Source organism: Bradyrhizobium sp. CCBAU 051011, from assembly GCF_009930815.1.
Classification (GTDB): Bacteria; Pseudomonadota; Alphaproteobacteria; order Rhizobiales; family Xanthobacteraceae; genus Bradyrhizobium.
Map to the genome: position 1 here is coordinate 7,837,372 of NZ_CP022222.1, position 24,734 is coordinate 7,862,105.

General features: G+C 62.5%; 29 protein-coding genes and 1 tRNA gene. 9 read left to right on the forward strand and 21 right to left on the reverse strand.

Going from position 1 to position 24,734, the window contains the following annotated elements:
* Positions 1 to 306: 306 nt before the first annotated feature.
* Positions 307 to 684: a 50S ribosomal protein L7/L12 gene (gene rplL / locus ACH79_RS37055; protein ID WP_161855321.1), complete on the reverse strand. Its 378-nt coding sequence runs from the start codon at positions 682 to 684 to the stop codon at positions 307 to 309.
* 54 nt (positions 685 to 738) lie between these two features.
* Positions 739 to 1,257 carry a 50S ribosomal protein L10 gene (gene rplJ / locus ACH79_RS37060; RefSeq protein ID WP_161855322.1) on the reverse strand — a complete coding sequence of 173 codons (519 nt, stop codon included), beginning with the start codon at positions 1,255 to 1,257 and terminating at the stop codon, positions 739 to 741.
* A gap of 629 nt (positions 1,258 to 1,886) precedes the next feature.
* Here rplJ and ACH79_RS37065 point away from each other — a divergent pair.
* Genes ACH79_RS37065 through sigJ form a run of 3 tightly spaced genes read left to right on the forward strand, consistent with a single transcriptional unit; the run spans position 1,887 to position 3,667 of the window.
* Complete coding sequence (locus tag ACH79_RS37065) at positions 1,887 to 2,264, forward strand: hypothetical protein (RefSeq protein WP_161855323.1); 378 nt, start codon at positions 1,887 to 1,889, stop codon at positions 2,262 to 2,264.
* The gene (locus ACH79_RS37070) at positions 2,257 to 2,802 is read left to right on the forward strand and encodes a hypothetical protein (protein WP_161855324.1); all 546 of its coding nucleotides are present in this window, start codon (positions 2,257 to 2,259) and stop codon (positions 2,800 to 2,802) included. Before ACH79_RS37065 ends, ACH79_RS37070 begins: the two co-directional genes overlap by 8 nt.
* Positions 2,774 to 3,667, forward strand: coding sequence for an RNA polymerase sigma factor SigJ (gene sigJ, locus ACH79_RS37075; protein ID WP_371419318.1), 894 nt, complete (start codon positions 2,774 to 2,776; stop codon positions 3,665 to 3,667). Before ACH79_RS37070 ends, sigJ begins: the two co-directional genes overlap by 29 nt.
* Positions 3,668 to 3,671: 4 nt before the next feature.
* On the opposite strand, the gene ACH79_RS37080 is transcribed toward sigJ, so the two are convergent.
* The 5 genes from ACH79_RS37080 to secE form a co-directional block, all read right to left on the reverse strand.
* On the reverse strand, positions 3,672 to 4,625 hold the full coding sequence (locus ACH79_RS37080) for a 2-hydroxyacid dehydrogenase (protein ID WP_161855325.1): 954 nt from the start codon (positions 4,623 to 4,625) through the stop codon (positions 3,672 to 3,674).
* Positions 4,626 to 4,743: 118 nt separating this feature from the next.
* The gene (rplA, locus tag ACH79_RS37085) at positions 4,744 to 5,436 is read right to left on the reverse strand and encodes a 50S ribosomal protein L1 (protein ID WP_057849146.1); all 693 of its coding nucleotides are present in this window, start codon (positions 5,434 to 5,436) and stop codon (positions 4,744 to 4,746) included.
* A gap of 6 nt (positions 5,437 to 5,442) precedes the next feature.
* The gene (rplK, locus tag ACH79_RS37090) at positions 5,443 to 5,871 is read right to left on the reverse strand and encodes a 50S ribosomal protein L11 (RefSeq protein ID WP_161855326.1); all 429 of its coding nucleotides are present in this window, start codon (positions 5,869 to 5,871) and stop codon (positions 5,443 to 5,445) included.
* Between the two features lie 131 nt (positions 5,872 to 6,002).
* On the reverse strand, positions 6,003 to 6,533 hold the full coding sequence (gene nusG / locus ACH79_RS37095) for a transcription termination/antitermination protein NusG (protein ID WP_161856757.1): 531 nt from the start codon (positions 6,531 to 6,533) through the stop codon (positions 6,003 to 6,005).
* 20 nt (positions 6,534 to 6,553) lie between these two features.
* Complete coding sequence (gene secE / locus ACH79_RS37100; RefSeq protein WP_161855327.1) at positions 6,554 to 6,745, reverse strand: preprotein translocase subunit SecE; 192 nt, start codon at positions 6,743 to 6,745, stop codon at positions 6,554 to 6,556.
* 377 nt (positions 6,746 to 7,122) lie between these two features.
* Here secE and ACH79_RS37105 point away from each other — a divergent pair, with 377 nt between their 5' ends.
* A complete protein-coding gene (locus ACH79_RS37105; RefSeq protein ID WP_246738280.1) occupies positions 7,123 to 7,308 on the forward strand; it encodes a hypothetical protein in 186 nt (61 codons plus the stop codon).
* Between the two features lie 66 nt (positions 7,309 to 7,374).
* On the opposite strand, the gene ACH79_RS37110 is transcribed toward ACH79_RS37105, so the two are convergent.
* The 6 genes from ACH79_RS37110 to ACH79_RS37135 form a co-directional block, all read right to left on the reverse strand.
* Positions 7,375 to 8,124 (reverse strand): hypothetical protein, encoded by a 750-nt coding sequence (locus ACH79_RS37110; protein WP_161855328.1) that lies wholly within the window; start codon positions 8,122 to 8,124, stop codon positions 7,375 to 7,377.
* The gene (locus ACH79_RS37115; RefSeq protein WP_161855329.1) at positions 8,121 to 8,516 is read right to left on the reverse strand and encodes a phage holin family protein; all 396 of its coding nucleotides are present in this window, start codon (positions 8,514 to 8,516) and stop codon (positions 8,121 to 8,123) included. Before ACH79_RS37115 ends, ACH79_RS37110 begins: the two co-directional genes overlap by 4 nt.
* The gene (locus tag ACH79_RS37120; RefSeq protein WP_246738281.1) at positions 8,513 to 9,124 is read right to left on the reverse strand and encodes a hypothetical protein; all 612 of its coding nucleotides are present in this window, start codon (positions 9,122 to 9,124) and stop codon (positions 8,513 to 8,515) included. Before ACH79_RS37120 ends, ACH79_RS37115 begins: the two co-directional genes overlap by 4 nt.
* 11 nt (positions 9,125 to 9,135) lie before the next feature.
* A complete protein-coding gene (locus ACH79_RS37125) occupies positions 9,136 to 10,152 on the reverse strand; it encodes a DUF3618 domain-containing protein (RefSeq protein ID WP_161855330.1) in 1,017 nt (338 codons plus the stop codon).
* Positions 10,153 to 10,214: 62 nt separating this feature from the next.
* Positions 10,215 to 11,048 (reverse strand): YihY/virulence factor BrkB family protein, encoded by an 834-nt coding sequence (locus ACH79_RS37130; RefSeq protein WP_161855331.1) that lies wholly within the window; start codon positions 11,046 to 11,048, stop codon positions 10,215 to 10,217.
* Between the two features lie 351 nt (positions 11,049 to 11,399).
* Positions 11,400 to 11,475 (reverse strand) — tRNA-Trp (locus tag ACH79_RS37135).
* A gap of 147 nt (positions 11,476 to 11,622) precedes the next feature.
* Between ACH79_RS37135 and ACH79_RS37140 the strand changes: the two genes are divergently transcribed.
* Positions 11,623 to 12,849 carry a serine hydrolase gene (locus ACH79_RS37140; RefSeq protein ID WP_161855332.1) on the forward strand — a complete coding sequence of 409 codons (1,227 nt, stop codon included), beginning with the start codon at positions 11,623 to 11,625 and terminating at the stop codon, positions 12,847 to 12,849.
* A 110-nt stretch (positions 12,850 to 12,959) separates the two neighbouring features.
* Here the strand turns inward: ACH79_RS37140 and ACH79_RS37145 are convergent, their stop codons facing one another.
* A complete protein-coding gene (locus ACH79_RS37145; protein WP_161855333.1) occupies positions 12,960 to 13,727 on the reverse strand; it encodes an SDR family NAD(P)-dependent oxidoreductase in 768 nt (255 codons plus the stop codon).
* Positions 13,728 to 13,815: 88 nt separating this feature from the next.
* Complete coding sequence (locus tag ACH79_RS37150; protein ID WP_161855334.1) at positions 13,816 to 14,526, reverse strand: histidine phosphatase family protein; 711 nt, start codon at positions 14,524 to 14,526, stop codon at positions 13,816 to 13,818.
* Between the two features lie 138 nt (positions 14,527 to 14,664).
* On the opposite strand from ACH79_RS37150, the gene ACH79_RS37155 reads away from it, so the two are divergent.
* Positions 14,665 to 15,450: an SDR family NAD(P)-dependent oxidoreductase gene (locus tag ACH79_RS37155; protein ID WP_161855335.1), complete on the forward strand. Its 786-nt coding sequence runs from the start codon at positions 14,665 to 14,667 to the stop codon at positions 15,448 to 15,450.
* A 79-nt stretch (positions 15,451 to 15,529) separates the two neighbouring features.
* Here ACH79_RS37155 and ACH79_RS37160 read toward each other — a convergent pair whose 3' ends face one another.
* The 4 genes from ACH79_RS37160 to ACH79_RS37175 are packed head-to-tail and all read right to left on the reverse strand — an operon-like array spanning position 15,530 to position 19,222.
* The gene (locus ACH79_RS37160) at positions 15,530 to 15,886 is read right to left on the reverse strand and encodes an NIPSNAP family protein (RefSeq protein ID WP_161855336.1); all 357 of its coding nucleotides are present in this window, start codon (positions 15,884 to 15,886) and stop codon (positions 15,530 to 15,532) included.
* Between the two features lie 45 nt (positions 15,887 to 15,931).
* Entirely contained in the window at positions 15,932 to 16,843 is a 912-nt protein-coding gene (locus ACH79_RS37165) for a DMT family transporter (RefSeq protein ID WP_161855337.1), read from the reverse strand.
* Positions 16,844 to 16,873: 30 nt separating this feature from the next.
* Entirely contained in the window at positions 16,874 to 17,932 is a 1,059-nt protein-coding gene (locus tag ACH79_RS37170) for a phosphotransferase family protein (RefSeq protein ID WP_161855338.1), read from the reverse strand.
* 57 nt (positions 17,933 to 17,989) lie between these two features.
* The gene (locus tag ACH79_RS37175) at positions 17,990 to 19,222 is read right to left on the reverse strand and encodes an acyl-CoA dehydrogenase family protein (RefSeq protein WP_161855339.1); all 1,233 of its coding nucleotides are present in this window, start codon (positions 19,220 to 19,222) and stop codon (positions 17,990 to 17,992) included.
* Positions 19,223 to 19,425: 203 nt separating this feature from the next.
* On the opposite strand from ACH79_RS37175, the gene ACH79_RS37180 reads away from it, so the two are divergent.
* Positions 19,426 to 20,115 (forward strand): TetR/AcrR family transcriptional regulator, encoded by a 690-nt coding sequence (locus ACH79_RS37180; protein WP_161855340.1) that lies wholly within the window; start codon positions 19,426 to 19,428, stop codon positions 20,113 to 20,115.
* A gap of 350 nt (positions 20,116 to 20,465) precedes the next feature.
* On the opposite strand, the gene ACH79_RS37185 is transcribed toward ACH79_RS37180, so the two are convergent.
* Both ACH79_RS37185 and ACH79_RS44480 read right to left on the reverse strand, forming a co-directional pair.
* Complete coding sequence (locus ACH79_RS37185) at positions 20,466 to 21,425, reverse strand: IS110 family transposase (protein ID WP_161849892.1); 960 nt, start codon at positions 21,423 to 21,425, stop codon at positions 20,466 to 20,468.
* 806 nt (positions 21,426 to 22,231) lie between these two features.
* Complete coding sequence (locus ACH79_RS44480) at positions 22,232 to 22,582, reverse strand: hypothetical protein (RefSeq protein WP_246738282.1); 351 nt, start codon at positions 22,580 to 22,582, stop codon at positions 22,232 to 22,234.
* A gap of 308 nt (positions 22,583 to 22,890) precedes the next feature.
* Between ACH79_RS44480 and ACH79_RS37195 the strand changes: the two genes are divergently transcribed.
* Both ACH79_RS37195 and ACH79_RS37200 read left to right on the forward strand, forming a co-directional pair.
* Positions 22,891 to 23,481 carry a cysteine hydrolase family protein gene (locus ACH79_RS37195; protein WP_161855341.1) on the forward strand — a complete coding sequence of 197 codons (591 nt, stop codon included), beginning with the start codon at positions 22,891 to 22,893 and terminating at the stop codon, positions 23,479 to 23,481.
* A 76-nt stretch (positions 23,482 to 23,557) separates the two neighbouring features.
* Positions 23,558 to 24,634, forward strand: a complete 1,077-nt coding sequence (locus ACH79_RS37200; RefSeq protein WP_161855342.1) for a flavodoxin family protein — start codon at positions 23,558 to 23,560, stop codon at positions 24,632 to 24,634.
* Positions 24,635 to 24,734: the final 100 nt, after the last annotated feature.

The window sequence follows — 24,734 nt, forward strand, 5'->3', positions numbered from 1 at the left end:
CCGAAATCTGACTGTCTCCCAACGGCTTACGCCGGGAACCCTGCTGCCCCCGCCGCCTACCGCGTTTTCCTGCTGCCGCTCCGATATGGGGCGGAAACGTGGAGATTCGAGGAGCTAACCCCGCGAATCCCCACACTTTTTTGTGTACGCCGTGTTCCGGGTTACCCCATCGCACGAACTTTGCACAGATCCCGCCACTTTCGTCGTGGCCGGGCTTGTCCCGGCCATCCACGTCCTTGGCAGATCCCCGGATCGCACTCGGCTTGCGCCTCGCTTGTCCGGGGATGGAATTGAAGCAAGCTTCGCTTACTTCAATTCCACCTTCGCGCCAGCCTTTTCGAGCTGGGCCTTGATCTTGTCGGCTTCTTCCTTGTTCACGCCTTCCTTCAGCGGCTTCGGAGCGCCTTCGACGAGGTCCTTGGCTTCCTTGAGGCCCAGGCCGGTGATGGCGCGGACTTCCTTGATGACCTCGATCTTCTTGTCACCGGCAGCGGCGAGAACGACCGTGAAGTCGGTCTTCTCTTCAGCCGGAGCGGCGGCGGCGCCACCACCCGCGGGACCGGCAACCGCGACGGCGGCAGCGGCGGAAACGCCCCACTTTTCTTCGAGGAGCTTGGCGAGTTCGGCGGCTTCGAGCACGGTCAGGCTCGAGAGGTCGTCGACGATTTTCTGCAAGTCAGCCATTGATCTATTTCCTTAAACGTTTGGTTTCGAACCAGGTTTGAGATTAGCGAAGGGTCAGGCCGCTTCGCCCTTTGAGGCATGAGCCTGAATGACGCGCGCGAGCTTGGCCGCAGGCGCAGTCGAGAGCTGGGCGATCTTGGTCGCCGGCGCCACCAGGAGGCCGACAAGCTTTCCGCGCAGTTCATCGAGTGACGGCAGCGAGGCAAGCGCCTTCACGCCGTTCACATCCAGGACGGTTTTACCCATCGAACCGCCAAGAATGACGAACTTTTCGTTCGCCTTGGCGAATTCCATGGCAACCTTCGGCGCCGCTACCGGATCGTTTGAAGTGGCGATCACGGTCGGTCCCTTCAGCAGGGAACCGATGGCAACGACGTCAGTGCCTTCAAGAGCAATTTTGGCGAGACGGTTTTTCGAGACCTTCACCGACGCGCCCGCCTGCTTCATCTGCGTACGCAGCTTTTGCATCTGGGCCACGGTGAGGCCGGAATAGTGGGCGACGACTGCGACGCTCGTGGTCTTGAAGACCCCGTTCAACGCCTCAACCGCGTCCTTTTTTGCCGCTCTTTCCACAGCAAGCTCTCTCCGGTTGGCGGCCTTCGCAAGAGCAAGACCGCCGGGTTGCACCCATCGTCTCGCCCAAAACCTGACCTCTAGACACCAGTCTCTAGGACACGCCGGGCAGACGACATTTGAAAAGCCTGCCCTCCCGAACCAGATGGCGCGGGGTGTCGAGGTTCGAACCAAATCAGCCATGGCGCCGCGAGAGGCGGCGTTAAAGCAAAATCCGGTCTTCACCCGTCTATGCAGGCTGTAAAATTAAGCCGTTGAAGAACTTGCGTTTCTTCGCGAGCGCCTGCAGTCTCGGACAGGATCGAGGCCGTTCGGCAAGCCGAAGGACCCCTGCCGCATTCCACGAAACGATCAGGTTTCCTTCCTTTCGAGCAATCCATGCGGACGTCCTGAAAGGAATGATCTCCTACCGTGTCGGGTTTTCGGAATGCGAGCACAGACGATGCCAGCAATGGCCAGCACGCCCGGAAGCCGTTCTTTAACGGGTCTTGGCCTTTTTGCCAAGAGCAAAATTCACACCAGTTTGCCGGCCCGGCCGGAGAAAAATTTCCGGTTTGCCCCCGAAATTTTTTTGACCGGTTCCGTCACACCGGGGCCGCCTGGCTCGTCTTTGCCCCAGGAGGCTCCCGATGCGGCGTCAGTTGGCAGCGATTCTTGCGATACTGACGGTTCTGAATGGGCTGGTCATGCTGGTCGCCGGCCCGTTCTGGTATCAAACCGTGCCGGGGGTGCCGGATACCGGCCCCTTCAACCCACATTTCGTCCAGGACATCGGTGCCGCCTTCCTCGTCGCCGGTCTTGCGCTGGCCGCTCGGGCATGGCGGCCAAGGTACTGGCCGGCGGCCGTTGCGGGCGCCGGATTCCTGGTCGTTCACGCCCTGCTCCACGTGGCGATCCTGGTCGGCGGCCACGCCCATTACCCCGCCTTCGACCTTCTCGCGATCGTTCTGCCCGCCGCAGCCGCCCTCTATTCCGCCTTCCCCAACCAAGGAGAACAACATGCGTAGTTGGATCGCCCGCCGCAGTTTGCGTGCATTCGCCAGGCGCTATGGTTACGACGTCAGCTATCTCGAAATGATGCTGAACGAATCGCCTGCCGCCCTCTTCAAGTTCGCGCCCCTCATGAAGGCGGCCGCCCACCGCGAGGTGGTCCCGGCCGATGCCAGCTTCGCCGCCAAGATCGTCGGCGCACTGGCGGAGGATTGCGGCCCCTGTACCCAGCTCGTTGTCGACATGGCGCTGGAGGCCGGCATGGCCAAGGACCAGATCGAAGCGGTACTTCGCCGCGATCCGCGCGCGATGAATGACGCGACCATGCTCGGGTTCCGCTTTGCCGATGCCGTGGTGCGCCGCTCGACGGATGACGACGAATTTCGCGACGCCGTCACGGCCCAATGGGGCCCCAAGGGCGTAATAGACCTGACAATGGCGCTGCAGCTCGGCCGCATGTTTCCGATGGTGAAGGCCGGGCTCGGTTATGCCAAGGAGTGCCGCCGCGTCTCGGTGAGCGGGCACGATGTTGATGTCGTCAAACAGGCCGCATGATCACGACCCGCTGGCGCCCCATCGCGGGCGTCTGCTCGGGCTCGCCTATCGCATGCTCGGCAGCCGCAGCGACGCCGAAGACGTCGTGCAGGACGCCTATCTGCGATTTACCGGCGCGCAGGACGTTCACAATGCGGAAGCCTTTCTCGTCACCGTCGTGACGCGGCTTTGTCTCGATCGCCTGAAGAGCGCGAAAGCACAACGGGAGATCTATGTCGGGCCTTGGCTTCCCGAGCCGGTGTTCGATGCCGAGGGCCTGTCGGCCGACGCCGCTACAGAACTGGCCGACGACCTGTCGTTCGCGCTGCTGCTGGCGCTGGATCGGCTGTCGCCGCTGGAGCGCGCGGCCTTCCTGCTGCACGACGTCTTCGATACGCCGTTTCCCGAAATCGCCGCCATGCTCGACCGCAGCGAGGCGGCCTGCCGGCAACTGGCATCGCGGGCCCGCCGCGCGGTGCGCGACGATCGCCCGGCACCCGCGGCAACGCCGGACAGTCACGCGCGCCTGCTGCAGGCTTTCAGCGATGCGGTTGCTAGCGGCAATGTCAGGCAGCTTGCCGAGTTGCTGCGCGAGGATGCGGTGGCGATCACGGATGGCGGCGGCCGCAAGTTCGCCGCGCTCAACCCGATCATCGGCGCCGACAAGGTCGCGCGCTTCTTCATCGGCCTTGCCGGCAAGATCGCCGGCCAGGATTTCCGCATCGAGCCGGCTGCCATCAACGGCGCCGCTGGCGCCCTGCTCTTTCTGGACGGCGAACTCGATCTCACCCTGAGCATGGCGATATCAGGCGAGAAAATCGCCGCGATCTATGTCGTTCGCAACCCGGACAAGCTGCGGCACCTGCCGCCCGCGGCGGCGCACTGACGCGTCAGCCGAGCGGCACCGCATACGGCAGTGGCTTGCCGGCGAAGAACGCGTCGAGATTGGCCAGCACGCAATCCTGCATCGCCACATGCGACTCCAGCGTATGGCCGCCGATATGCGGAGAGAGCACGACATTGGGCAGCGCCGTCAGCGCGTCAGGCGCATGCGGCTCCTTGGCGTAGACGTCGAGGCCCGCGCCGCCGATGGTCTGGTCGGACAGCGCCGCGATCAGCGCCGGCTGGTCGATCACCGAGCCGCGCGAAATGTTGATGACGTAGCCGTCCTTGCCAAGCTTGCGCAGGATATTGGCATCGACCGCGTGATTGGTTTCCGCGCCCGCCCGCACCGCGATCATCAGGACACTACACCATTCGGCCAGCGCATCGAGCGTCGGAAAATATTGATAGGGAACGTCGTGCTTACTGCGGCTGAAATAGCCGACCTCGGTTTCGAACGCGGCCACCCGCGCCGCGATCTTGCGGCCGATCTCGCCCATGCCGTAGACGCCGATTTTGCGGCCGAGCATGCCGGCTTGCGGGCGCATCATCGGCGACGGCTTTGCCGCCGCCCAGCTCCCGCCCCGCACATAGTCATCCGCCACGAGCAGCCGCCGCGTGGCTGCGAGCATCAGCGTGACCGCGATGTCGGCGACCGAGGCCGCATTCGCGCCCGGGCTGTGACCAACCGCGATCCTGCGCTTCGCCGCCGCCGCCAGATCGACGCCGTCATAGCCGGTGCCGTAGCAGACGATGGCGCCCAATTTCGGCATCATGTCCATCGCTTCACCGCGAAGCGACGTAGCGCCTGCGGTGATCAGCGCACGAATATCCGCGAGTTGATCGGCCGCGAGCACCTCATTGGGCGCCTTGCCGGCCGCGTTCAGCAATTCATAGCGCTGGCCGAAGCGCTCCATCTGGGCTTTGGGAAAACGCGAATAGATCAGGACTTTCTCGGGCATTGTTCTTCTTTCTTGGCAAGTCCGGCCGGGCGACGATTACGCAAAACCGATAGCAAACGCAAAGGGCGGAATCGGTCACCCGATTCCGCCCTTTATTATTTACGTCAACGGCAAAGCCTTAGCCGAGCAGCGTGCCCGGCTCGACCTTGACGCCCGGGCCCATGGTGGAGGAGACCGCCACGCGCTGGATGTAGGTGCCCTTGGCGCCCGCGGGCTTTGCTTTCGACACCGCATCGGCAAGCGCCTTCACGTTCTGCACCAGCTTTTCCTCGGAGAACGACGCCTTGCCGACGCCGGCCTGCACGATGCCGGCCTTCTCGACGCGGAATTCGACCGAGCCGCCCTTGGCGCCCTTCACGGCGGAGGTGACGTCCATGGTCACGGTGCCGATCTTCGGATTCGGCATCATGCCGCGCGGGCCGAGCACCTTACCGAGGCGGCCGACCAGCGGCATCATGTCGGGAGTGGCGATGCAGCGATCGAAATCGATGTTGCCGCCCTGCACCTTCTCGACCAGGTCTTCGGCGCCGACGACGTCAGCACCCGCAGCCTTGGCTTCTTCCGCTTTCGCACCGCGAGCGAACACGCCGACGCGCAGCGTGCGGCCGGTGCCGTTCGGCAGGTTGACGACGCCACGAACCATCTGGTCGGCGTGACGCGGGTCGACGCCGAGATTGATCGCGATCTCGATCGTTTCGTCGAACTTCGAGGTGGCGCGTTCCTTGACCATCTTGATGGCATCCGCGAGCGGATAGAGCTTCTCGCGGTCGATGCCTTCACGAACCTTCTTCAAACGTTTTCCGATTGCCATGGTCCGTTACCCCGCAACTTCCAGACCCATCGAACGGGCGGAGCCCTCGACCATCTTCATGGCCGATTCGATGGAATCGCAATTGAGATCCTTCATCTTCTTCTCGGCGATCTCGCGCACCTGCGCTTTCGTCACCTTGCCGGCCTTGTCGCGGCCCGGGGCTTTCGAGCCGGACTGGATCTTGGCGGCCTGCTTGAGGAAGTGGGACATCGGCGGCGTCTTCATCTCGAAGGTGAAGGAACGGTCCGCATAGATGGTGATGATCACCGGGATCGGGGTGTTCTTTTCTTCCTTCTGCGTCTGCGCGTTGAACGCCTTGCAGAATTCCATGATGTTGAGACCGCGCTGACCAAGCGCGGGGCCGATCGGGGGCGAAGGATTCGCCGCACCGGCCGGGACCTGAAGCTTCAGGTATCCGGTCACTTTCTTTGCCATGTATCACTCCTGTTGCGCCGGCAGGTCGCCGGCTGGTTCAGGTTCCGTGGTTCGGTTCAGGAGCGGTTGGCGACCGCCCTCTCCCTCCCACGGCCTCTTCAACGCGAAGCCAAGGCCTCGCGCTTTTCCGATCAGACCTTTTCGACCTGACCGAATTCCAGTTCGACGGGCGTGGCGCGGCCGAAGATCGACACCGCGACCTTCACGCGCGAACGCGCCTCGTCAATTTCTTCAACCACGCCGGAGAACGAGGCGAACGGGCCATCGGCCACCCGCACGTTCTCGCCGATTTCGAACGACACCGACGCCTTCGGACGTTCGACGCCCTCCTGCACCTGATGCAGGATCCGCATCGCCTCGGATTCGGAGATCGGCATCGGCTTGTTTTCGGCGCCGAGGAAGCCGGTCACCTTGGGCGTGTTCTTGATGAGATGGAACGCCTCGTCGGTCAGCTTCATCTTCACCAGCACGTAGCCCGGGAAGAACTTGCGCTCGGCGTCGATCTTGCGGCCGCGGCGCACTTCGGTGACCTTTTCGGTCGGCACCAGTACCAGTTCGAACAGTTCCTCGAGCCCGCGCTGCTTGGCCTGCTCGCGGATCGATTCCGCGACCTTCTTCTCGAAATTCGAATAGGCGTGAACAATATACCAGCGCTTGTCCATCGCAAGGGTTCCGGTGCTCATCAGTGGACGCCCAGCAGGAAAGTGACGACGTAGCGGATGATCAAGTCCGCCACGAAGAAGAAGATCGAAGCCAGCGCAACCATCACGAACACCATGATCGTGGTGATCGTCACCTCACGGCGTGTCGGCCAGGTGACCTTGGCGGTCTCCGAGCGCACTTCCTGCAGGAATTTGAACGGGCTGAAAGCCATCGTTGGTTACCGCGTCCTTCGTGAGACGATTGAGATTTAAAGCGAATCCGAACAGCCCTCTTGCGCCCAGCCCTCTCTCGAAGGATGAGCCGCCAAGCGGGCTCGATTGTTCGGGGGAATCCAAAGCCGCGCCGGATATCCGCATCTAGCGGGCCGGCAGCAGGTGGCGCGTATCTACTGCCGACCGGGCAAAAGGTCAAGATAGGGGTGCCGCAGGGCTTCCCGCAGGCCATTTTCGGCACTTTGGCCCCGGGCCGCGAAAAGCCATTGGTTAATCGTAGGTACTGCCTCCCATCAAATCCTCATGACAGCGCGATCTGGTTCTTAAAAGCTGTCGGCTAGCCTCATGATTCAGAGGGGTAATGAGGGAAATGACCATGGAGCTGTTAGGCCAGGACCAGGAGAGATTTTCGGGCGAGACGGCCTGGACCGTTCTCGACGCGGCGAACGACCTCGGCGACACCATCACGGTCGATGCGTGCAGGCGGGTAATCGATGCCGATTTGCGGGGCGAGGCCCCGGCCCGATCGGATATTGCGGTGCTCTCCGCATTCTTCAGCTAGTTTCGGCCTGGCGGGAAAGAATCCAGCCAAGCCACTGACCTCACGACGAATTCCGACCGGCGAGCGTTACTCTCGCAGCTTCTCAAGGCCCGCGTCCAGTGCGTCCCGGCCGGCCTGTTCTACGCGGTCGGCATATTCGGCCCCGGCGTCCGAGAGCTCGGCTTTCAGTGTATCGGAAGCCTCCTGGACACTTTGCGACACGGCCCCGGCACGCTCCTTCAGGTCGGCCTTCAGGCTGTCACTCAGGTTCCCTACCCACTCATCCTCGACACCGGACCTGGACAGGGCGCCGGCCACTGTGGCGCCGATTGCAACGCCGACGGCTCCGAGAACCAGCGGTTGCCGTTCCAGCAGGTCGGAAAGCGATGATTGCGCCTGCATGAAGGTCTCTTTCCGCGGCAACGCCCGACCCAACCGATCGAACATGTCCCGCGCGCCAGCCACGCCTTCCTCGAACCGCTCACCCACCGTTTCGGCTGCGCCCGACATCGCGTCGGAAGCGGCCGTTCCGGCATTGCGCACCGTTTCGTTGATGCCGCCGCGCGAAGCCTCGTCCCGCATCCGGGAAGCGCGCTTCCGCATGGAGCCGTAGGCGTCTTCCCAGTCTTCCCAGCTGGAAGCCGCTGACCTCTGGGCGCGCGCGCCGAGATCAGCGAGCGGCGCGGCCACTGACGTCACCGAGCCGGCGGCGCTCTTCAGTTTGTCGCTACCGATCAGCAGCCACAGCGCGCCGCCTCCGATCAAAGCCGCAGCGAGCGGGTTGTCACGGGCCGCCGTGGTCAGACTATCTATGAAACTCTCTTGTGAGCCGCTCATCGCACCATTCCCTTCACGGTGTCCTTGTCCTTTTCAAGCTGACGCAACGTTTCACGCGGCGCCAGATGACGTGCGTCGAGCCGGTTCATCCCGACCGCAAACAAGATGCCTGCGAGCACCGCGGCAATGATCGCGGAGATCAGATAGGAGACCGGCTGCGACCATCCGCCGGCGATCAAGGCCGCGGATAGCGCAAACAGCGCCATGACGATTGCGGGGATGACCAGAACGGCGCCGGCCGCAATGAGGCCGACGGCGCTGCCGACTTGCTGAACCTTCTCGCCAAGTTCGGCCTTGGCGAGATCGACCTCGTTCTGGAACAGTTTTGCAAATTGCGACAGCGCATCACCGAAGAGATGCGAGATCGTTCGAATATCGGTTTTCGTACTCATGACGCCTCACTCTTGTAGGATCCCGAGCTGTAGGCTGACGACGGGTTGTACGTTGATGACGTGTACGAAGATGATGAGCCCTGACTTGAAGGGCTCGCACCCCCCGATGCCTTCAGGAAGCGGACAGCCGCGAAACCGGCCAACACCGACAGCCCCAGAAACGCAGCAGGCTGACGCTTTGCGAAGTCGGTCGCGCCATCGACGAGATCGCGGAAGCTTCCGTTGCGGATTTTCTCCGCAGCCTCGTCGACATATTCGGCGGCTGAATTGATGCCCCGCGCTGCGAATGGCACGTCATTTTCGAATGCGCGGGCCGCATTCCTGATATCGCCGGCCAACCGGCCGACGAAATCCGCTCCGCTGCGCTGTTGTTCACGAGCCTGGTCCTGGAAACGATCCGCAGCTCCAGCCGCAGCGTCCTTGGCGGCATCAGCCGCCTCCTTGAATGTATCGCGGGCGGTGTCAGTCGATTCCCTCAAAACATCGCCAGCACGCTGTTTGATTTCAGCGCCCGCATCCGCCACCTGATCCTTCAGGTTCTGGGATGAGCCGGTATTCTGGTTCTGGGAAAAATTCTTGTTGCGGGTATTAAGATCCATATCGCTCATGACGGCCTCTATTAGCTGTTCGGGTTTCGGGAAGGATCGAAGGCCGTTGTCACGACATCGTCGGCCACTTCTTTGAGTCTTTCGGTTACGCCTTCGGTGATGCGGCTGGCGTGTTCACCGAGGTCGGCGTCGGAGATAGTTTTTGCTGCAGCTTCGGCAGCTGAGAACACCGCGTCTTTGCCGGCCTCGAATCCGGATTGCGCGGCAGAGCCGGCAGCGCGCTTGACCCGATCGCTCGCTCTACCGACCACGCGGGCCTCGGCCGTGGTGCTCGGGAGGGAAGCGGCAAGGATCGCGCCGATCGCAACCCCCAGCCCGCCGATCAATGCGGCGTTGTCCCGGATCACCTTGCTCGCCGTCGCCGGAGCATTCGTCGCCGTGGATCGAACGCGCTCCATTCTCTCCTTTGCCATTTCGGTGGCGGCATCCATGCCGGACCTGACCTTGTTAGTCATGGCATCGGCAGCCTGCGTCGCGCGATCCTTCAGGTCACCAGTCATTCCGCTCGCCGCATCTGCCATTTCGCCCGCGGTTTGCTGCGCCTCATCGGCCATGCCGACGGCCTGACGCTCCGCGTGTGACATCGCGTTCTTCATGCCATCACGGAGGGACTGCGCGCGCTCCACCGTCTCGTCCATGGCCTCCCTCACCTTCTCAATGGCAGGCTCCGCTGCCTCCGCAGCGCGATCGCGGACGGTCTTCGAGGTCAGCGCAAGGCCAGCGCCGATCATCAGGAGCGGCAATGGGAAACCGCGAACCAGGCGTAGCGCGGGGACGGCAATCGCTGTGCCGGCGGCGATCGCCTGCATCGGATTGTCCATGGCCTGCTGCTTCAGCGCATCCAGCCAGCTATGGGTCTTGTGACTGATGAAGCCGGATACCTCGGCCTTGATGTGCTCCGGCGAGACCTTGTAGCGGATGTCTTCTGCCGTATCGGCAATCTGTTCCCTCAACCTGTCGACGGTTGCCGCAAGCTCTGTACGGCTCTGCTCGGAATCCCGTCGTAGCTCCTCTACGGATCGTGTCATGTCGTCACCGCCCTTTAGGTTCGTGTCGTTTTGAAGCGAACTCAGGCGCTATTGAATGGTTCCTAACGCTCCTCGGACGCCGTAGGATTACGCGCGTCATCGATTGCCTTCGTCAGCTTGGCGCCGAACAGGAAGATCTGTGCGGAGTAGTAGACCCAGAACATCAGGACGATCAGCGAACCCGCGGCGCCATAGGTCGAGTTCGGAGCCGCCTGACCGAGATACCATCCGATCAGCGATTTTCCGGCGGTGAACAGCAGGGCTGTGACAAAAGCGCCCAGCAGAAGGTGACGCCAGTAGAGCGTCGCATCCGGTAGCACCCTGTAGATCGCTGCGAACAGTAGCGTGAAGATACCGAGCGACAGGACCGTGTTAAGCGCGCCGAGCACCACCGTGCCGACAGACCATTGTTCCAGGGCCGACAGAGCAGCGCTCGCGGCCAGCGAGACGATCAGCATGAAGCCCAATGCAGCGACGAGCCCGAGACTGGCCGCCCGGCTTCGGATCAAGGAGAGGATTGGCTCGTCCGTCGGCTTGGCCTTGAACGTTGCGTTCAATGCCGTGCGCATCTCGCCAAACACACCGGATGCCGTGACCAGCACCGTGACGAGCCCGACGACGGTCGCAGTCGCGCCGGAGGTCGGATCGCTGGATCGCGCCAGGATGGATTTAATGAAGTCGGCGCCGGTCGGCCCCAGCAGCCGGCCGAGTTCGTCGCTGATGGCGGCGCGAGCCGCGTCCTGCCCGAACGCGAGGCCGGCGACCGCAACGACAATAAGGAGCACGGGTGCCAGGGACGTGGCGGCGTAGAAGGCAATGGAAGCTCCCCGGCTCAAGGCGTCGTTGGCCACAAAGCCCGAGACGGCGGCCTTCAATATCCGCCACAACGTTCCCATGACCTGCGCTGACCTCCTCCAATGCGCAGCAAGCCTGGACAGTGCTGCAACGGGTGGAGCTCGCGGAAGGTTTCCTTACCGCATCAAAACTCGCCGATAGGGCCAGAGGCGCCTGCCGTCGACGCGAACCTTGCAACCATCGCGCCGCACCGCCGCCTGGCGTCGTGGCGCGTGGAGAACGGCCCGCCGCCACCTCAGCCCGTCCGCTGTGGACAAATCGCACCGACCGCCAGCCGCCCGGCCCGGTGGGGAGAGGATCAGCCGTCGGCGCCGCGCGATGCGGGACATGAATTGAACGCGCGGCAGATAAATGCCGGCGCCGTCAAAATCAGCTTAAGTGTTTGATTTAGCTGGCAGGAGTGGCAGGGCTCGAACCTGCGACCCCCGGTTTTGGAGACCGGTGCTCTACCAATTGAGCTACACTCCTGCAGGGAACCGGCGCGTGCGTCGGTTCGTGCCGTTTCAAGCATAGGGCATACCCTGAATGCAAGGGCGAAGCGGCTTCCGCCCTACCCAAAGCACGCCTTCTGCTCCAGACTTGATCTTATAAACAACAAGCGCAACGGGAGAGACCATGAACGCGCAGACCGCCGCCGCCCGGCAGACATCCGCCCTCCAGACCCCACCTCTCCCCGACGCCAAGCCGGAAACGATCGGGCTCTCGACGACGCGATTGCAGCGGTTGTCGGACGCCTTCAAGCGCGAGATCGACAAGGGCACCCTCCCCGGCGCCACGGTCATGGTGGCGCGGCGCGGCCAGATCGGCTGGTTCGACGCGATCGGCCGCCAGAGCCCGGCCGCCAGCGCGCCGATGGCCCATGACAGCATCTTTCGCATCTTCTCGATGACCAAGCCGATCGTCTCGGTCGGCATCATGATGCTCGTCGAGGACGGCCACTTCATCCTGGGTGATCCCGTCGCCAAATTCATTCCGGAGTTTGCCGAGCAGAAGGTTGGCGTCGAGAATAACGGCAAGCTCGACCTCGTCCCGGTGAAGCGGCAGATGACGGTTCAGGACTTGCTGCGGCACACCTCGGGCCTGACCTACGACCACACCGGCAACGGCCTGGTCCAAAAGCTCTACCAGCAGTCGCGGCTGCGCAGCCGCAAGATCACCAATGCCGAGCACGCCACCATGATCGCCGGCATGCCGCTGATCTGCCAGCCGGGCGCGGAATGGAATTACAGCCGCTCGACCGACGTGCTCGGCCGCATCATCGAGGTCGTCTCCGGCAAGTCGCTCGGCGCCTTCCTGACCGAACGCATTTTGGCGCCGCTGCAGATGGCAGAGACTGCGTTCCATACATCGGAAACCAATGCCGGCCGCCTCGCCGAGGCGTTCCCGATTGATCCCTGGAACGGCGACAAGGTGCAACTCTTCAACATGCTGGAGAAGCCCGCGATGGAATCCGGCGGCGGCGGGCTGGTCTCGACCACTATGGACTATGCGCGGTTCTGCCAGATGCTGCTCAATGGCGGCTCACTCGACGGCGTCAGGATCATCGGCCGCAAGACGCTGGAGCTGATGGCGTCGGATCATCTCTCGCCGAACGTGAAGGTCGACTCGCCGCTGATGCCGCCCGGCCATGGTTTCGGCCTCGGCTTCGCCGTTCGTACCCATCGGGGCATCGCCCCGTTCCCGGGCTCGCTCGGCCAGTTCTTCTGGAGCGGGATGGCCGGCACGTTCTTCTTCATAGATCCTGCCGAGGACCTGTTCACCGTGTTCATGATGCAAGGTCCCGGCCAGCGCGAATATATCCGCAACATGTTACGGGATCTGGTCTACGCCGCGGTCGACTAGCGTCATTCCGGGGCAGCCCGCAGGGCTGAACTCTGGTGCGCACTTGCGCACCAGAGAATCTCGAGATTCCGGGTTCGCGCTAGCGCGCGCCCCGGAATGACGAGCCAATCTCAACTGATCGTCGCCCCGCCGTCGATCACGATGGTCTGGCCGGTCATGAAGTCGCCGGCCTTCGATCCCATCAGCACCGCGGCGCCCGCTATCTCATCCGGCACGCCGATGCGCAATAGCGGCGAACGCGCCGTGGAGGCCTTCAGCGTCTCCGGGTTGTCCCACAGCGCTTTGGCAAAATCGGTCTTGATCAGGCCGGGCGCGATGCAGTTCACGCGGATGTTGTGCTTGCCGTATTCGCAGGCGAGATTGCGCGCGAGCTGCATGTCGGCGGCTTTCGAGATCGCGTAGGCGCCGAGCACGGTCGAGCCCTTCAGGCCGCCGATCGAGGACACGATCACGATCGAGCCGTCCTTGCGCTCGATCATCTGCGGCACCACCATGTTGATCAGCCAGTTGTTGGCGACAATGTTATTGTCCAGGATTTTTCGGAACTGGTCGTCGGAAATGCCGCCAAGCGGACCGTAATAGGGATTGGACGCGGCGTTGCACACCAGCACGTCGATCTTGCCGAAGGCGCGGTTGGATTCGTCAACGAGGTTCTGCAAATTTTCCTTGTTCGAGATGTTTGCGGCGATCGCGACCGCCGTCCCCTTGCCAAACTTGTCGTTGACCTCCTTGGCGACCTGGTCGCAGACGTCCTGCTTTCGCGAGGAGATCACGACCTTGGCGCCGTGCTCGGCCATGCGCTCGGCGATAGCGCGGCCGATGCCGCGCGTGGAGCCGGTGATGACGGCGACTTTCCCGGTCATATCGAACAAGCTCATGTCTCTCTCCCAAATGTTGACCCAGCGCGATGCCGGCTTCGTCTTGAATTCGAACTAAGCAGCGTTTGCAGTTTTCGACAACCGGGCATCAGGCTAGTTTTGTCGATGGCGGTTCGATCTCCGGCCCGGCCGGCTGATGCATGGCGTTATGCGAAGCGTCCGCGATCCAAGGCTGCTGATTGACCATCGGCAGCCGCCAGAAACTTTGGCCCGCGCTTGAGAGATGATCGAGCCGCGTCACCGAACAGTTGTCGATATCGAAGGCGAGACCTTTCTCCGGCTGACCGCCGAGCGCAAACCCGACCGCAGCCCTGATCGTGCCGCCGTGCGCAACCACGACGATATCCCTGCCCGCCTGTTCGGCATTGATGCGTTCGATCGCGCCGCAAGTGCGGTCATAGAGGTTCATAAAACTCTCGCCGCCGGGCGGGACCTCGTCGATCTCAGCGAACCAGTTACGGCCGACAGCGCGGCTGGCGAGGAACGCTGCACGATTGAGGCCCTGCCACTCACCGAGATGCTGTTCGGCGAACGCATTTACGTGCGGCATCTGCGAAGGCTTCGGAAAGCCCGCGGCCCAGATCGCATCGGCAGTCTGGTGCGTGCGCTTCAGATTGCTTGCATACCAGACCGCGTTGCGCGGCAGGATTTTTCCGACTGCCTCGAACACGACGCGGTCGCTAGTGTCGCAGCCGAGGTCCTTCTGTCCGTAAATGCAGCCATTATCTTCGCGCACCGGCGCATGGCGAATCCACCACCATCGCGTCGTGATTATCAGCGGTTTGTCTGCATTGGACATCGCAACGCCCCTTCAATACTGTTCGTTGTCGCTGTACGTCAGAGCACGCATCGTCTCAAGTGAATCTGACGTTTGAAATCTTGTTTGAATTCCGCAAGGCGGCAGACGCCTAAGCGCATAGCTATCAGGGAGAGACTCATGGGCCGCCTCGAAGGCAAATCCGTCATCATCACCGGCGCGGGCAGCGGCATCGGGCGCGCAGCCTCGGTGCTGTTCTCCAGGGAAGGCGCGAAGCTCATCATCGTCGACAAGACCGAGGGCGTGACGGAGACCGCCAAACTCGTCGGCGACGCCGGCGGCACGGTCGAAGCGGTCATGGCCGATGCCGGTTCGGAAGCCGACGTGAAGGCGTTCATCGACAAGGCGGTCGCGAAATATGGCAGGCTCGATGCGATCTGGGCTAATGCCGGCGTCAGCGGCGGGCTGGTGCCGCTGGCCGAGCAGACCGTCGAGCACTGGCAGGAGGTGTTGCGCGTCAACCTGATCGGCCCGTTCCTGGCGATCAAGCATTCGATGCCGCACATGATCCGGCAGAAGTCCGGCTCGATCGTCTGCACGGCGTCCGTCGCTGGGCTGAAGGCCGGCGCCAGCGGGCATCCTTACGGCGCCAGCAAGGCCGGCGTCATCAGCCTGGTGCAGACCACCGCCTATTCGCTCTCCGGCACCGGGGTGCGTATCAACGCCGTGTGCCCGGGCCTGATCGAGACCGGCATGACCAAGCCGGTGTTCGACCGCGCCAAGGAGCGCGGCACCCAAGACAAGATCGGCCAGCTCAATCCGCTGAAGCGCGCCGGCCAGCCGCATGAGCTCGCGGCGATGGGATTGTTCCTTGCCAGCGACGACGCCTCCTACGTCAACGGCCAGGCGATCCCGGTCGATGGCGGCCTCACCGCCTCGATGCCGTATACGGGCAAGCCGGTTTAGCGACGTTCTCGTCGTCCGGACGTGGCGCGGCCGCGCGTCGTTTCGTGCCGCACCGCGTCCGGGACACGAGACTGATTTTCTACGCTGATGCCGCAAGAAGGCTCCTGCCTATCGCCGGCGAATAGTCTGTTGGCGCCAGCAAGCGGTCCTCGATCTGGCCTACCATCAGGCCATGCTCCGCATGCGTCACGCGCTTGATGTCGGACCATTCGGTATCGGCCATGAAAGCTGACCATGCAGTCGTCTTGGCCGCCTCGTCCGGCCATTCCAGCAGATAGGCAAACTCGGTTCTGTCGCCGAATTTGGTTTCCCACATCGCGACGATCCGGAAACCATATCTGGTTTGCATGATGCGCGCGGCGTGATCGCGAAAGCGGGCGTGGAACGCGGCCTTGTTCTTCTCGAATATTTCGTAGATGCGCAATTGCTGAATCATGACCATCTCCAATCAGCTTCGGAGATATGGGCTCCCATGATGCAATCACAAGCCGTCGGGCGGCAGGCCGGATGATTCCGCCGCCAGCGCGCGGTGGCGGATGCGCTCGCGGTAGAAGGCGTAGAGGCCGGAGGCAACGATGATCGCAGCCCCCGTCACCATCATCGCGTCGGGTATGTCGCCGAACACGAGATAGCCGAGCATCATCGCCCACAGCAGCGCGGAATAGCGGAACGGCGCCACCGCCGAGATGTCGCCGGTGCGCAGCGCCGAGATGATGCATTGATAGCCGATCAGGAGCAGCACCGCGGCCAGCGCCTGCAGGCCGAGCGCGCTGGCGGATGGCGGCGTCCAGCCCCCGAGCGGAACGAGGATGACGCCGCCGGCCGTCGTCACTGTCACGGCAGTCAGCAACGTAATGAACAGCGACGGGATCTTGGCCGGAATCTTCCGGGTCGCAAGGTCACGCAGCGCGCAGAACGCGACCGACACCAGTGCGAACAGCGAGTACTGGCTGAAGCCGGCAAGTCCCGGCCGCACGATAATGAGCACGCCGATGAAGCCTGCGGCGATTGCCGACCAGCGCCGCCAGCCGACGGGCTCGCGGAAGATCACAGCAGCACCGAGCGTGATCGCCAGCGGCAGCGCCTGGAGGATCGCCGAGGTATTGGCGAGCGGTAGATGCACGAGCGCCGCCATGAACGAGACCGTGCCGCCGATCTCGCCGAACACCCGCAGCGCGACCGGCTTCACCATCAGCGTGTGCAGCGGACGCAGCGCGCCCTGCTGCCAGGCGAATACCGCGACTAGGACGATCGCGAACAGCCCGCGCACCAGGATCACCTGGCCGAAGTTCATCTCGGACGACACCACCTTTGTGATGGAGTCGTTCGTGGTGAACGCCGCCATGGACACTGCCATGAGCAGGCTGCCGCGAATATTCGGGGAGAGTGCCAAGGAACCTAACGACTGAACTAACGGCGCGGGTCAGGTCGCGCCGGCCTTCTGAGCGTATTCCCAGGAAGATTTCGACAGCGGCACGGTGCGCGCCGCCGATTCCAGCGCCTTGGCATTGGCCGCGGTGCCGTCGCGGATACGTCCGGCGATACCCTGCGTGATGCCTGCGAGGCGGAACATGTTGTAGGCGAAGTACCAGTTGAGGTCAGGCACTTCCATGCCGGTCACATCGCAGTAGATCTGCGCAGCCTCCTCCACGCTCGGAATGTTCAGCGCCTTGAGATCGGCGTTGGCGAGCCCCGGCATGGTCCACTGCATCAACAGATAGGTGAAGTCGGCCATGGGATCGCCGAGCGTCGACAGCTCCCAGTCCAGCACCGCCTGCACCCGCGGTTCCGTCGCATGGAAAATCATGTTGTCGAGGCGGTAGTCGCCATGGACGATCGAGACGCGCTTCTGCTCAGGGACCGTTCGCGGCAGCCACTCGGCCACCTTCTCGAATTCAGGAATGTGCTGCGTCTCGGACGCCCGGTATTGCTTGGTCCAGCGATCGATCTGGCGCGCGAAATAATTGCCGGGCTTGCCGAAATCGCCGAGCCCGATTGCTTCGGGATTGAAGACGTGGAGTTTTGCCAGCGTCTCGATCTTGCTGGTGAAGATTTTTCGGCGTGCATCCGGCGTCTGGCTCGGCAGGGTCGGGTCCCAGAACACCCGGCCGTCTTCCATCGACATGATGTAGAAGGCCGCGCCGATCACGGTGTCATCGGTGCACAGTGCATAGGCCTTTGCGACCGGAAAGCCCTGCTTGCCCAGCGCCGCGATAACGCGGAACTCGCGATCGACTGCATGCGCCGACGGCAGCAATTTACCGAACGGCTTTCGGCGCATCACATAGGATCGTGCCGGCGTTTCGAGCTTGTAGGTCGGATTGGATTGACCGCCCTTGAACTGCAGGACTTTCAGCGGTCCCTGGTAGCCTTCGACATGCTCGCGCATCCAGCGATCGAGGCTCGCCTCATCAATACGATGACGCTCCTCAACTTCCTTGGTGCCCGAGAACTCTTCGTCTTTCCTGACGCCGTCCGCCACGATGACGCTCCCTTAATTCTTCTTAGACTTTGGGGAGCGCCATCGATGGCTCTCCCGTTAGTGAGTAGCGTTTGCATACTTCCGAAGTTCAAGTCTGGCAATGGCGCGATTGTGCACCTCGTCCGGACCGTCCGCCAGGCGGAGCGTACGGATATGGGCATAATCCCGCGCCAGGCCGGCATCATCGGAGACACCGCCACCGCCGTAAGCCTGAATAGCGTTGTCGATAATCTTCAGCGCCATATTGGGGGCGGTGACCTTGATCATCGCGATCTCGGCCTGCGCGGTCTTGTTGCCGACCTTGTCCATCATGTCGGCGGCCTTGAGGCACAGCAAGCGATTCATTTCGATATCGGCGCGGGCTTCGCCGATGCGCTGTTCCCACACCGAGTGCTCGATGATCTTCTTGCCGAACGCGGTGCGAGAGGCCAGCCGCTTCACCATCTTCTCCAGCGCCTCCTCGGCCTTGCCGATGGTGCGCATGCAATGATGGATACGGCCAGGACCGAGGCGGCCCTGCGCGATCTCGAAGCCGCGGCCTTCGCCGAGCAGGATGTTTTCTTTCGGCACGCGAACGTTTTCCAGCAGAACCTGGGCGTGACCGTGCGGCGCGTCGTCAAAGCCGAACACCGGCAGCATCTTCTCCACCTTGATGCCGGGCGTGTCGAGCGGCACCAGGATCTGCGACTGCTGCTGGTGCTTCGCCGCGTTCGGATCGGTCTTACCCATCAGGATCGCGATCTTGCAGCGGGGATCGCCGACACCCGACGACCACCATTTACGGCCGTTGATGACATAGTGGTCGCCATCTTTTTCGATCCGCGTCTCAATGTTGGTCGCGTCCGATGACGCCACCGCGGGCTCGGTCATCAGGAAGGCGGAGCGGATTTCGCCGTCCATCAGCGGCCGCAGCCACTTCCGCTTTTGCTCCTTGGTGCCGTAGCGGATGAACACTTCCATGTTGCCGGTATCGGGGGCGGAGCAATTGAACACCTCCGAGGCCCAGGAGATGCGGCCCATCTCTTCCGACAACAGCGCATACTCAAGGTTGGTCAATCCCGCGCCGCGGAATTCGTCGTCCTCATGCGCGTTCGGCGGCATGAACATGTTCCAGAGGCCTTCGGCCTTCGCCTTCTTCTTCAGTTCCTCGAGGATCGGGATCACCTTCCAGCGCGGGCCCTCCGCATCCTGCTTCTCGTAGATCGGAACCGCGGGACGGACATGCGTCTTCATGAACGCCTGCACGCGGTTCAGCCAATCTTTCTGCTTCTCTGACATATCGAAGTTCATGGGACGCTCCTCGCCTTTAGCTTCTGAAACCGTTGGGCCGCACTGTCTGCCCGCTACCCGCGGCCCGCAAGCCATTTTGCGGATCTGACAGTGCGGCTGGTTGGAGATGCGACACGTTCGCAAACGTTGTTGACATTTCCGGCCCTTCAAACGATAGTTTCATACAAGTGTTTGAATAGCAACTCCGCAAACGGGGACCAGATATGTCGAGCGATCGGACCCGGTCTGCCATCCTTGCCGCCGCGGAGAAGCTTTACGCCGATCGCGGCTTCGGCGACGTGACGCTGCGCGACATCGTCGCCGAAGCGAACGTCAATCTCGCCGCGGTGAATTATCATTTCGGCTCCAAGGACGAATTGATAGCCGAGCTGTTCGTCACCCGCAGCCTCGCTACCAACCGCGAGCGGCTCAATGAGCTGAAGCTTGCCGAGGAAAAGGGCGGCGGCCACGCCCCGATCGACGCCATTCTGCACGCGCTGGTCGGCCCTACCCTGCGCGGCTGCCTCGGCCCCGACCGCGAAGGCTCGACCGCGGCGCGGTTCATGATCCGCGCCTCCATTGAATCGGTGCCGCCGATCCGCCGCATCAAGAACCGAGAGGTCGATCACTTGCGAAAATTCATCGCCGCGATGCGCCGCGCGATGCCCGGCCGCAACGACGCCGATCTCAATTGGGGCCTGCATTTTGCGCTCGCGATGTCGCATCACACCATCCGGGAAAAGGAGCGGCTGACCAGATTGTCCGAAGGGCAATGCGACCTCAACGACGTGGATGCCATCGTCGATCGCGTTGTTGCGGTCTCGGTGATGGCGCTGACGGGTGGCGAGACGCCGAAGAAGGCGGCCGTTCGATCTGCGATGCCGCAGGGGCGGCTGACCCGACAGGATCTTTGAGCTGATTGTCCTGGCGAGTCGATTTGAAGGTGCCGCCGTCATTGCGAGCGAAGCGAAGCAATCCATCCTTCCGCGTGTGAGGTGACAATGGATTGCTTCGCTGCCCTCGCAATGACGGTGGATATAGTTTCGCGATCTCGCGACATGTTTTGCCCGAGGTTTGCAATCTTCTTTGGTCGCCCTCTCCAATCAGAGCAACTGTGCTGGAAGTAGCCCGGTGATCGGCCGGCCTCAAGGCTGGCGCTGGCGCGCCCCCGCCTACGGCGGCTGCGGCCTTGACCCCGCCCGTTCACCGGTCTGTCGGCTTTGCAAGCGCTCGGTCGCGGAACCGATCGCGGTGGGCGCGCTCGTCAGCTCAACGCGTAACGGCTGGGATCCCATTTCTGCCGTCGTGCGATCATGGTGTTGAGGATGATGATCAGCTTGCGCATGCCGGCGATGATGGCAATCTTCGGCTCTTTTCCTTTGGCAATCAGGCGCTGATAGTAGGCCTTCAGCACGGGATTGTTCAGCGTGGCTGCGCCAACACAGGGCATGTAGATGGCGTTACGGACCCAGCGGCGGCCTCCCTTGATGTGGCGCTCGCCGCGGCGCTTTCCGCTGTCGTCGTCATAGGGGGCGACCCCGATCAAGGCCGCGGCGATCTTGTTGCTCACCTGACCAAGCTCCGGCATTCCTGCAAGGAGGTTTGCCGAACTCGTCTCGGCGAACCCCGGCACACTCTCGATGATCTCGGCGCGTTCCGCAAAATCCGGCATGGACTTGATTTTGGCGCAGATGGCGGCCTCGAGCTTGGCAATCTCGCAGGCCAGGTTCTTCAAGATGCGGGCATGCGCCTTCTGCACCAATCCCGGCGCGGCATGCTCGCTTTGGCTGACCAAGCGCATCCTAAAATCAATCAGGCTTAAGCGCGCCTTTACGAGTGCCTGCAGCTCCTCTTGTGCCGCATCGTGTTTCTGGCCCGGCGCATCGCTGAATGTCTCGGCGAACCAGGCAATCATCTCGGCATCGATCGTATCGTTCTTGGCCAGCCGTCCGGCTGATAGCGCGAAGCTGCGGACCCGTTTGGGGTCGACGATCCGAACTTCGATGCCGGCGTCGCGCAGCACCTTGGCCCAGGCACGCTCATAGCCGCCACTCGCCTCCATCACCGCCTTGTTCGCCTGGTGCTTGCGAAGCCAGGCGACCAGCTTACGGTGCCCCTGGGTCGTGCTCGGGAGGGTTTGCCGTAATCCCAACGCACGAATGCACGCATCCACCTTGTCCTTGGCGACATCGATACCCACGACAACATGAGCATTTTGTGCCATCATCCACTCCCTTCCTTGCTCGGTTCGGGCTCGAAGCCCTTGCAACTGTTCGGGTTGAGGAAGACACCGGAGCTGTCCCTCGCTCTGACACAGGCTCGGTCGCCTTTGGGCGCAACGGGCTCAGTTCCAGCAACGGGCGGTTGGTGCGCAACCGCCCGTTCGCACATTCTGACAGATTTCCTGGACACAAGGGCGCAGGGAAGACCGGGTGCTTGCTGCACCCGAGGTCTCGTGTGCCGTTGCGCAAAAAAAGAACGCACACGAGCATACAGGTACAGCGAGGGCATCCCGGCCTTCCCTGCGCAATGGCTTTACGGCTTACTTCGTGCTCTCCCCGGAGAACGGCTTTCTTGCCTCCGTCGCCCTTGAGAAGCTTCGCTTCTCAAGAACTTAACGCCAGCACCGCGGCGTCCGAACCACACGACTTCGCCGTACGCCTCACGTCACGTACGTCGTCGTGACATCAGCGTCCATCGCATCTCACCGCACGTTCGTGACGATCGCGAAGCGCCCCTCATCTTGCCGTGAGACGGGCGGAGTTATGCGACTGATTTGCCCAACCTGTTAAGCGGAATATTTTTTGATTCCGGGCTTGACACGATTTCGGAAAATCAGAATTGATTTGCCCCTTCGAGTTATCTTGTCGCAGTTGCACGTCAAGAATTGCGCTTGCCGGCAAAAGCAAATCAGTCCGCAGTCCGTAGGTGGGGAAAGCGCAAGCGTGCCCACCATCGAAAAGCGCGCGCGATGAAAGATGGTGGGTACGGCGCTGACGAGCCTTTGCCCACCCTGCGATCTCACACCTGCTACACGCGTCTGAACGCAATCGCGCGGGCAAGCGATCGGGCGCGCGTGCGCACCGCGCCGCCGTCGTTGCCGCTGTGAACGATCCACTGGCCGTCAGATGTCTGCCCGGTGATGATTCCGACGTGATGCCGCCAGACCACCACGACGCCAATGCCAGGGCCACCTGCATTCATCCCCTCGTTCGCCCAGGAGCGCGCCAGCGCGAGACGGCGGTCCGATTTGCCGAGATATTTACTGAGATAGCTGCCGCACCAGGCCCGATGACCATGATGGCGGTGTTGAGGGCGCGCATTTGCCTGGGCGGAAAAGACGAGCAGGATAACAGAGGCCGCTGCGAGAGGCTTTAGCATCGATTACTCCACGAACGCTGGGGGTTGGAGGGACGGTACAAACCGCCGCCAACAGCGATCGGAGCGGATGGTTCCCGCATGACTGCCATCCCTTCCCGAATGTGAATCTGTGGAACCGGAGAAGGAGTTCGTGCCAACACCGGCAGCCAAGAATGCATGTCGATCATGTCGCTCGGCTTGAGATCCCTGCACCAGCCCTTCGCATCGACGTCAGCAGATCGCCTGCGCCGTCATCATGATCTTCAAGACGCGCTTGAAACCAGTTCCTGTCTATCGAATTAGCCTTCCGATCGTGAGAGAGGCCGCACATGGCGGGAATTCGCGACGCTGCGCATCTGTGCATCGATATGCAGAACATTTTCGCCAAGGGCGGCGTGTGGGAAACGCCGTGGATGGAGCGGGTGTTGCCGGTCATCTCCGAGATCTGCGCGCGCTACCGGGAGCGGACGGTGTTCACGCGCTTTATCACGCCGGAGCAGCCGCAAGACCGGCGCGGCCAATGGCAGGCCTATTTCACGAAATGGCAACGCGCAACGCGCGGCAATCTCGCGCCCGCCGCGCTCGATATCGTGCCTGAGCTGACGCGCTATTCGCCGCCGGCGCTTATCGTCGACAAGCCGGCTTATTCGGCATTCTTCGGCTCCCGGCTCGGTCACCTCCTGGTCGAGCGGCACGTCGACACGGTGGTGGTGTCGGGTGCGGAGACCGACGTCTGCGTCCTCTCCACCGTGCTCGGCGCGGTCGATCTCGGCTTCCGCGTCGTCATCGTGCAAGACGCGCTGTGCAGTTCGTCCGACACCGGCCACGATGCGCTGATGACCATGTACCGGACGCGGTTCAGCGAGCAGATCGAACTGGTGAGCGCGGCGGAGCTGTTCGACATGTGGCGTCCGGATTAGACGTCCGGCCACCTCGGAACCTCCGCGACGCCTGCAACGTTGAGAAGACAGGCAATCATCGCGCGAGGACCGATCCATGACGGCGCCGGACATTCGCAAGGAAATGCCGGCCGTCAAACTGCCGCGCGAGGAATTCGAGAAGCGCTACCGCCGCCGCTTCGTCGATCCGGCCTTCAAGCCGCTGCAGCGCGAACTCGACGCCATCGTCGCGGCCGCATGGGACGCCTACAGCCATTCGCGCAAGGCACCGCGGACGCGAAAAGCGGGGCCGGCCTTCGCCGATCCCGAGTACGAAATATCGTTGGATTGGCTGGCCGCGCGCGAGGCCATTCTCGAGGCGCAGCGGCGCCACGACGATGCCGCCGCACAGCCGCGCATCCTCATCATCAACGGCTCGGCACGCACCGAGCATACCTGCCCCGGCGAGAGTTCGAAGACGTGGCGGCTGGTCAAACTCTGCGAGCCGGTATTGACCGAGATGGGATTTGCGGTCGACATTCTCGATCTGTCGCGGCTGACGTCGGAATATGGCCGGCAGATTCACCCTTGCAAATCCTGCGTCGCCACCGCGATGCCGCTCTGTCACTGGCCCTGCAGTTGCTATCCGAACTACGCGCTGAACCAGACTGACGACTGGATGAACGATATCTATCCGATGTGGGTGGCAGCCCATGGCATCCTGATCGTGTCGCCGGTGAACTGGTATCACGCGCCGACGCCGCTGAAGGCGATGATGGACCGGCTGGTCTGCGCCGATGGCGGCAATCCCGATCCGACCTCCACCCACGGCAAGCATGCCGACCAAGCCAAGGCGCTCGAACTGAAGGGCTGGCCCTACCCGCGGCATCTGGCGGGACGCCACTTTGGGCTCGTCGTGCACGGCGACAGCGCCGGCGCCGAGATGTTGCGCCGCTCGCTGTCGGACTGGCTCACCGACATGTCGCTGATCTCGGCCGGCCGCACCGCCGAGGCCGAGGGCTATATCGGCTACATGGAGCCCTACGCCACCTCGCACCAGGCGCTCGACGAAGATCGCGAATTCCAGGACGAGGTCCGCAATGCGGCGCGCGCGCTCGGCAATGCGGTGAAGCTGGCGCGGGCGGGGAAGTTCGAGAACCCCGGACAGGGACTTGTCAATCCGAATCCGAAGTAGCTGCGTAGGGTGGGTTAGGCGAAGCCGTAACCCACCGCTTTGATCCCCGCGCACGAATAGTTTGGTGGGTTACGCTGCGCTAACTCACCCTACAAACCCA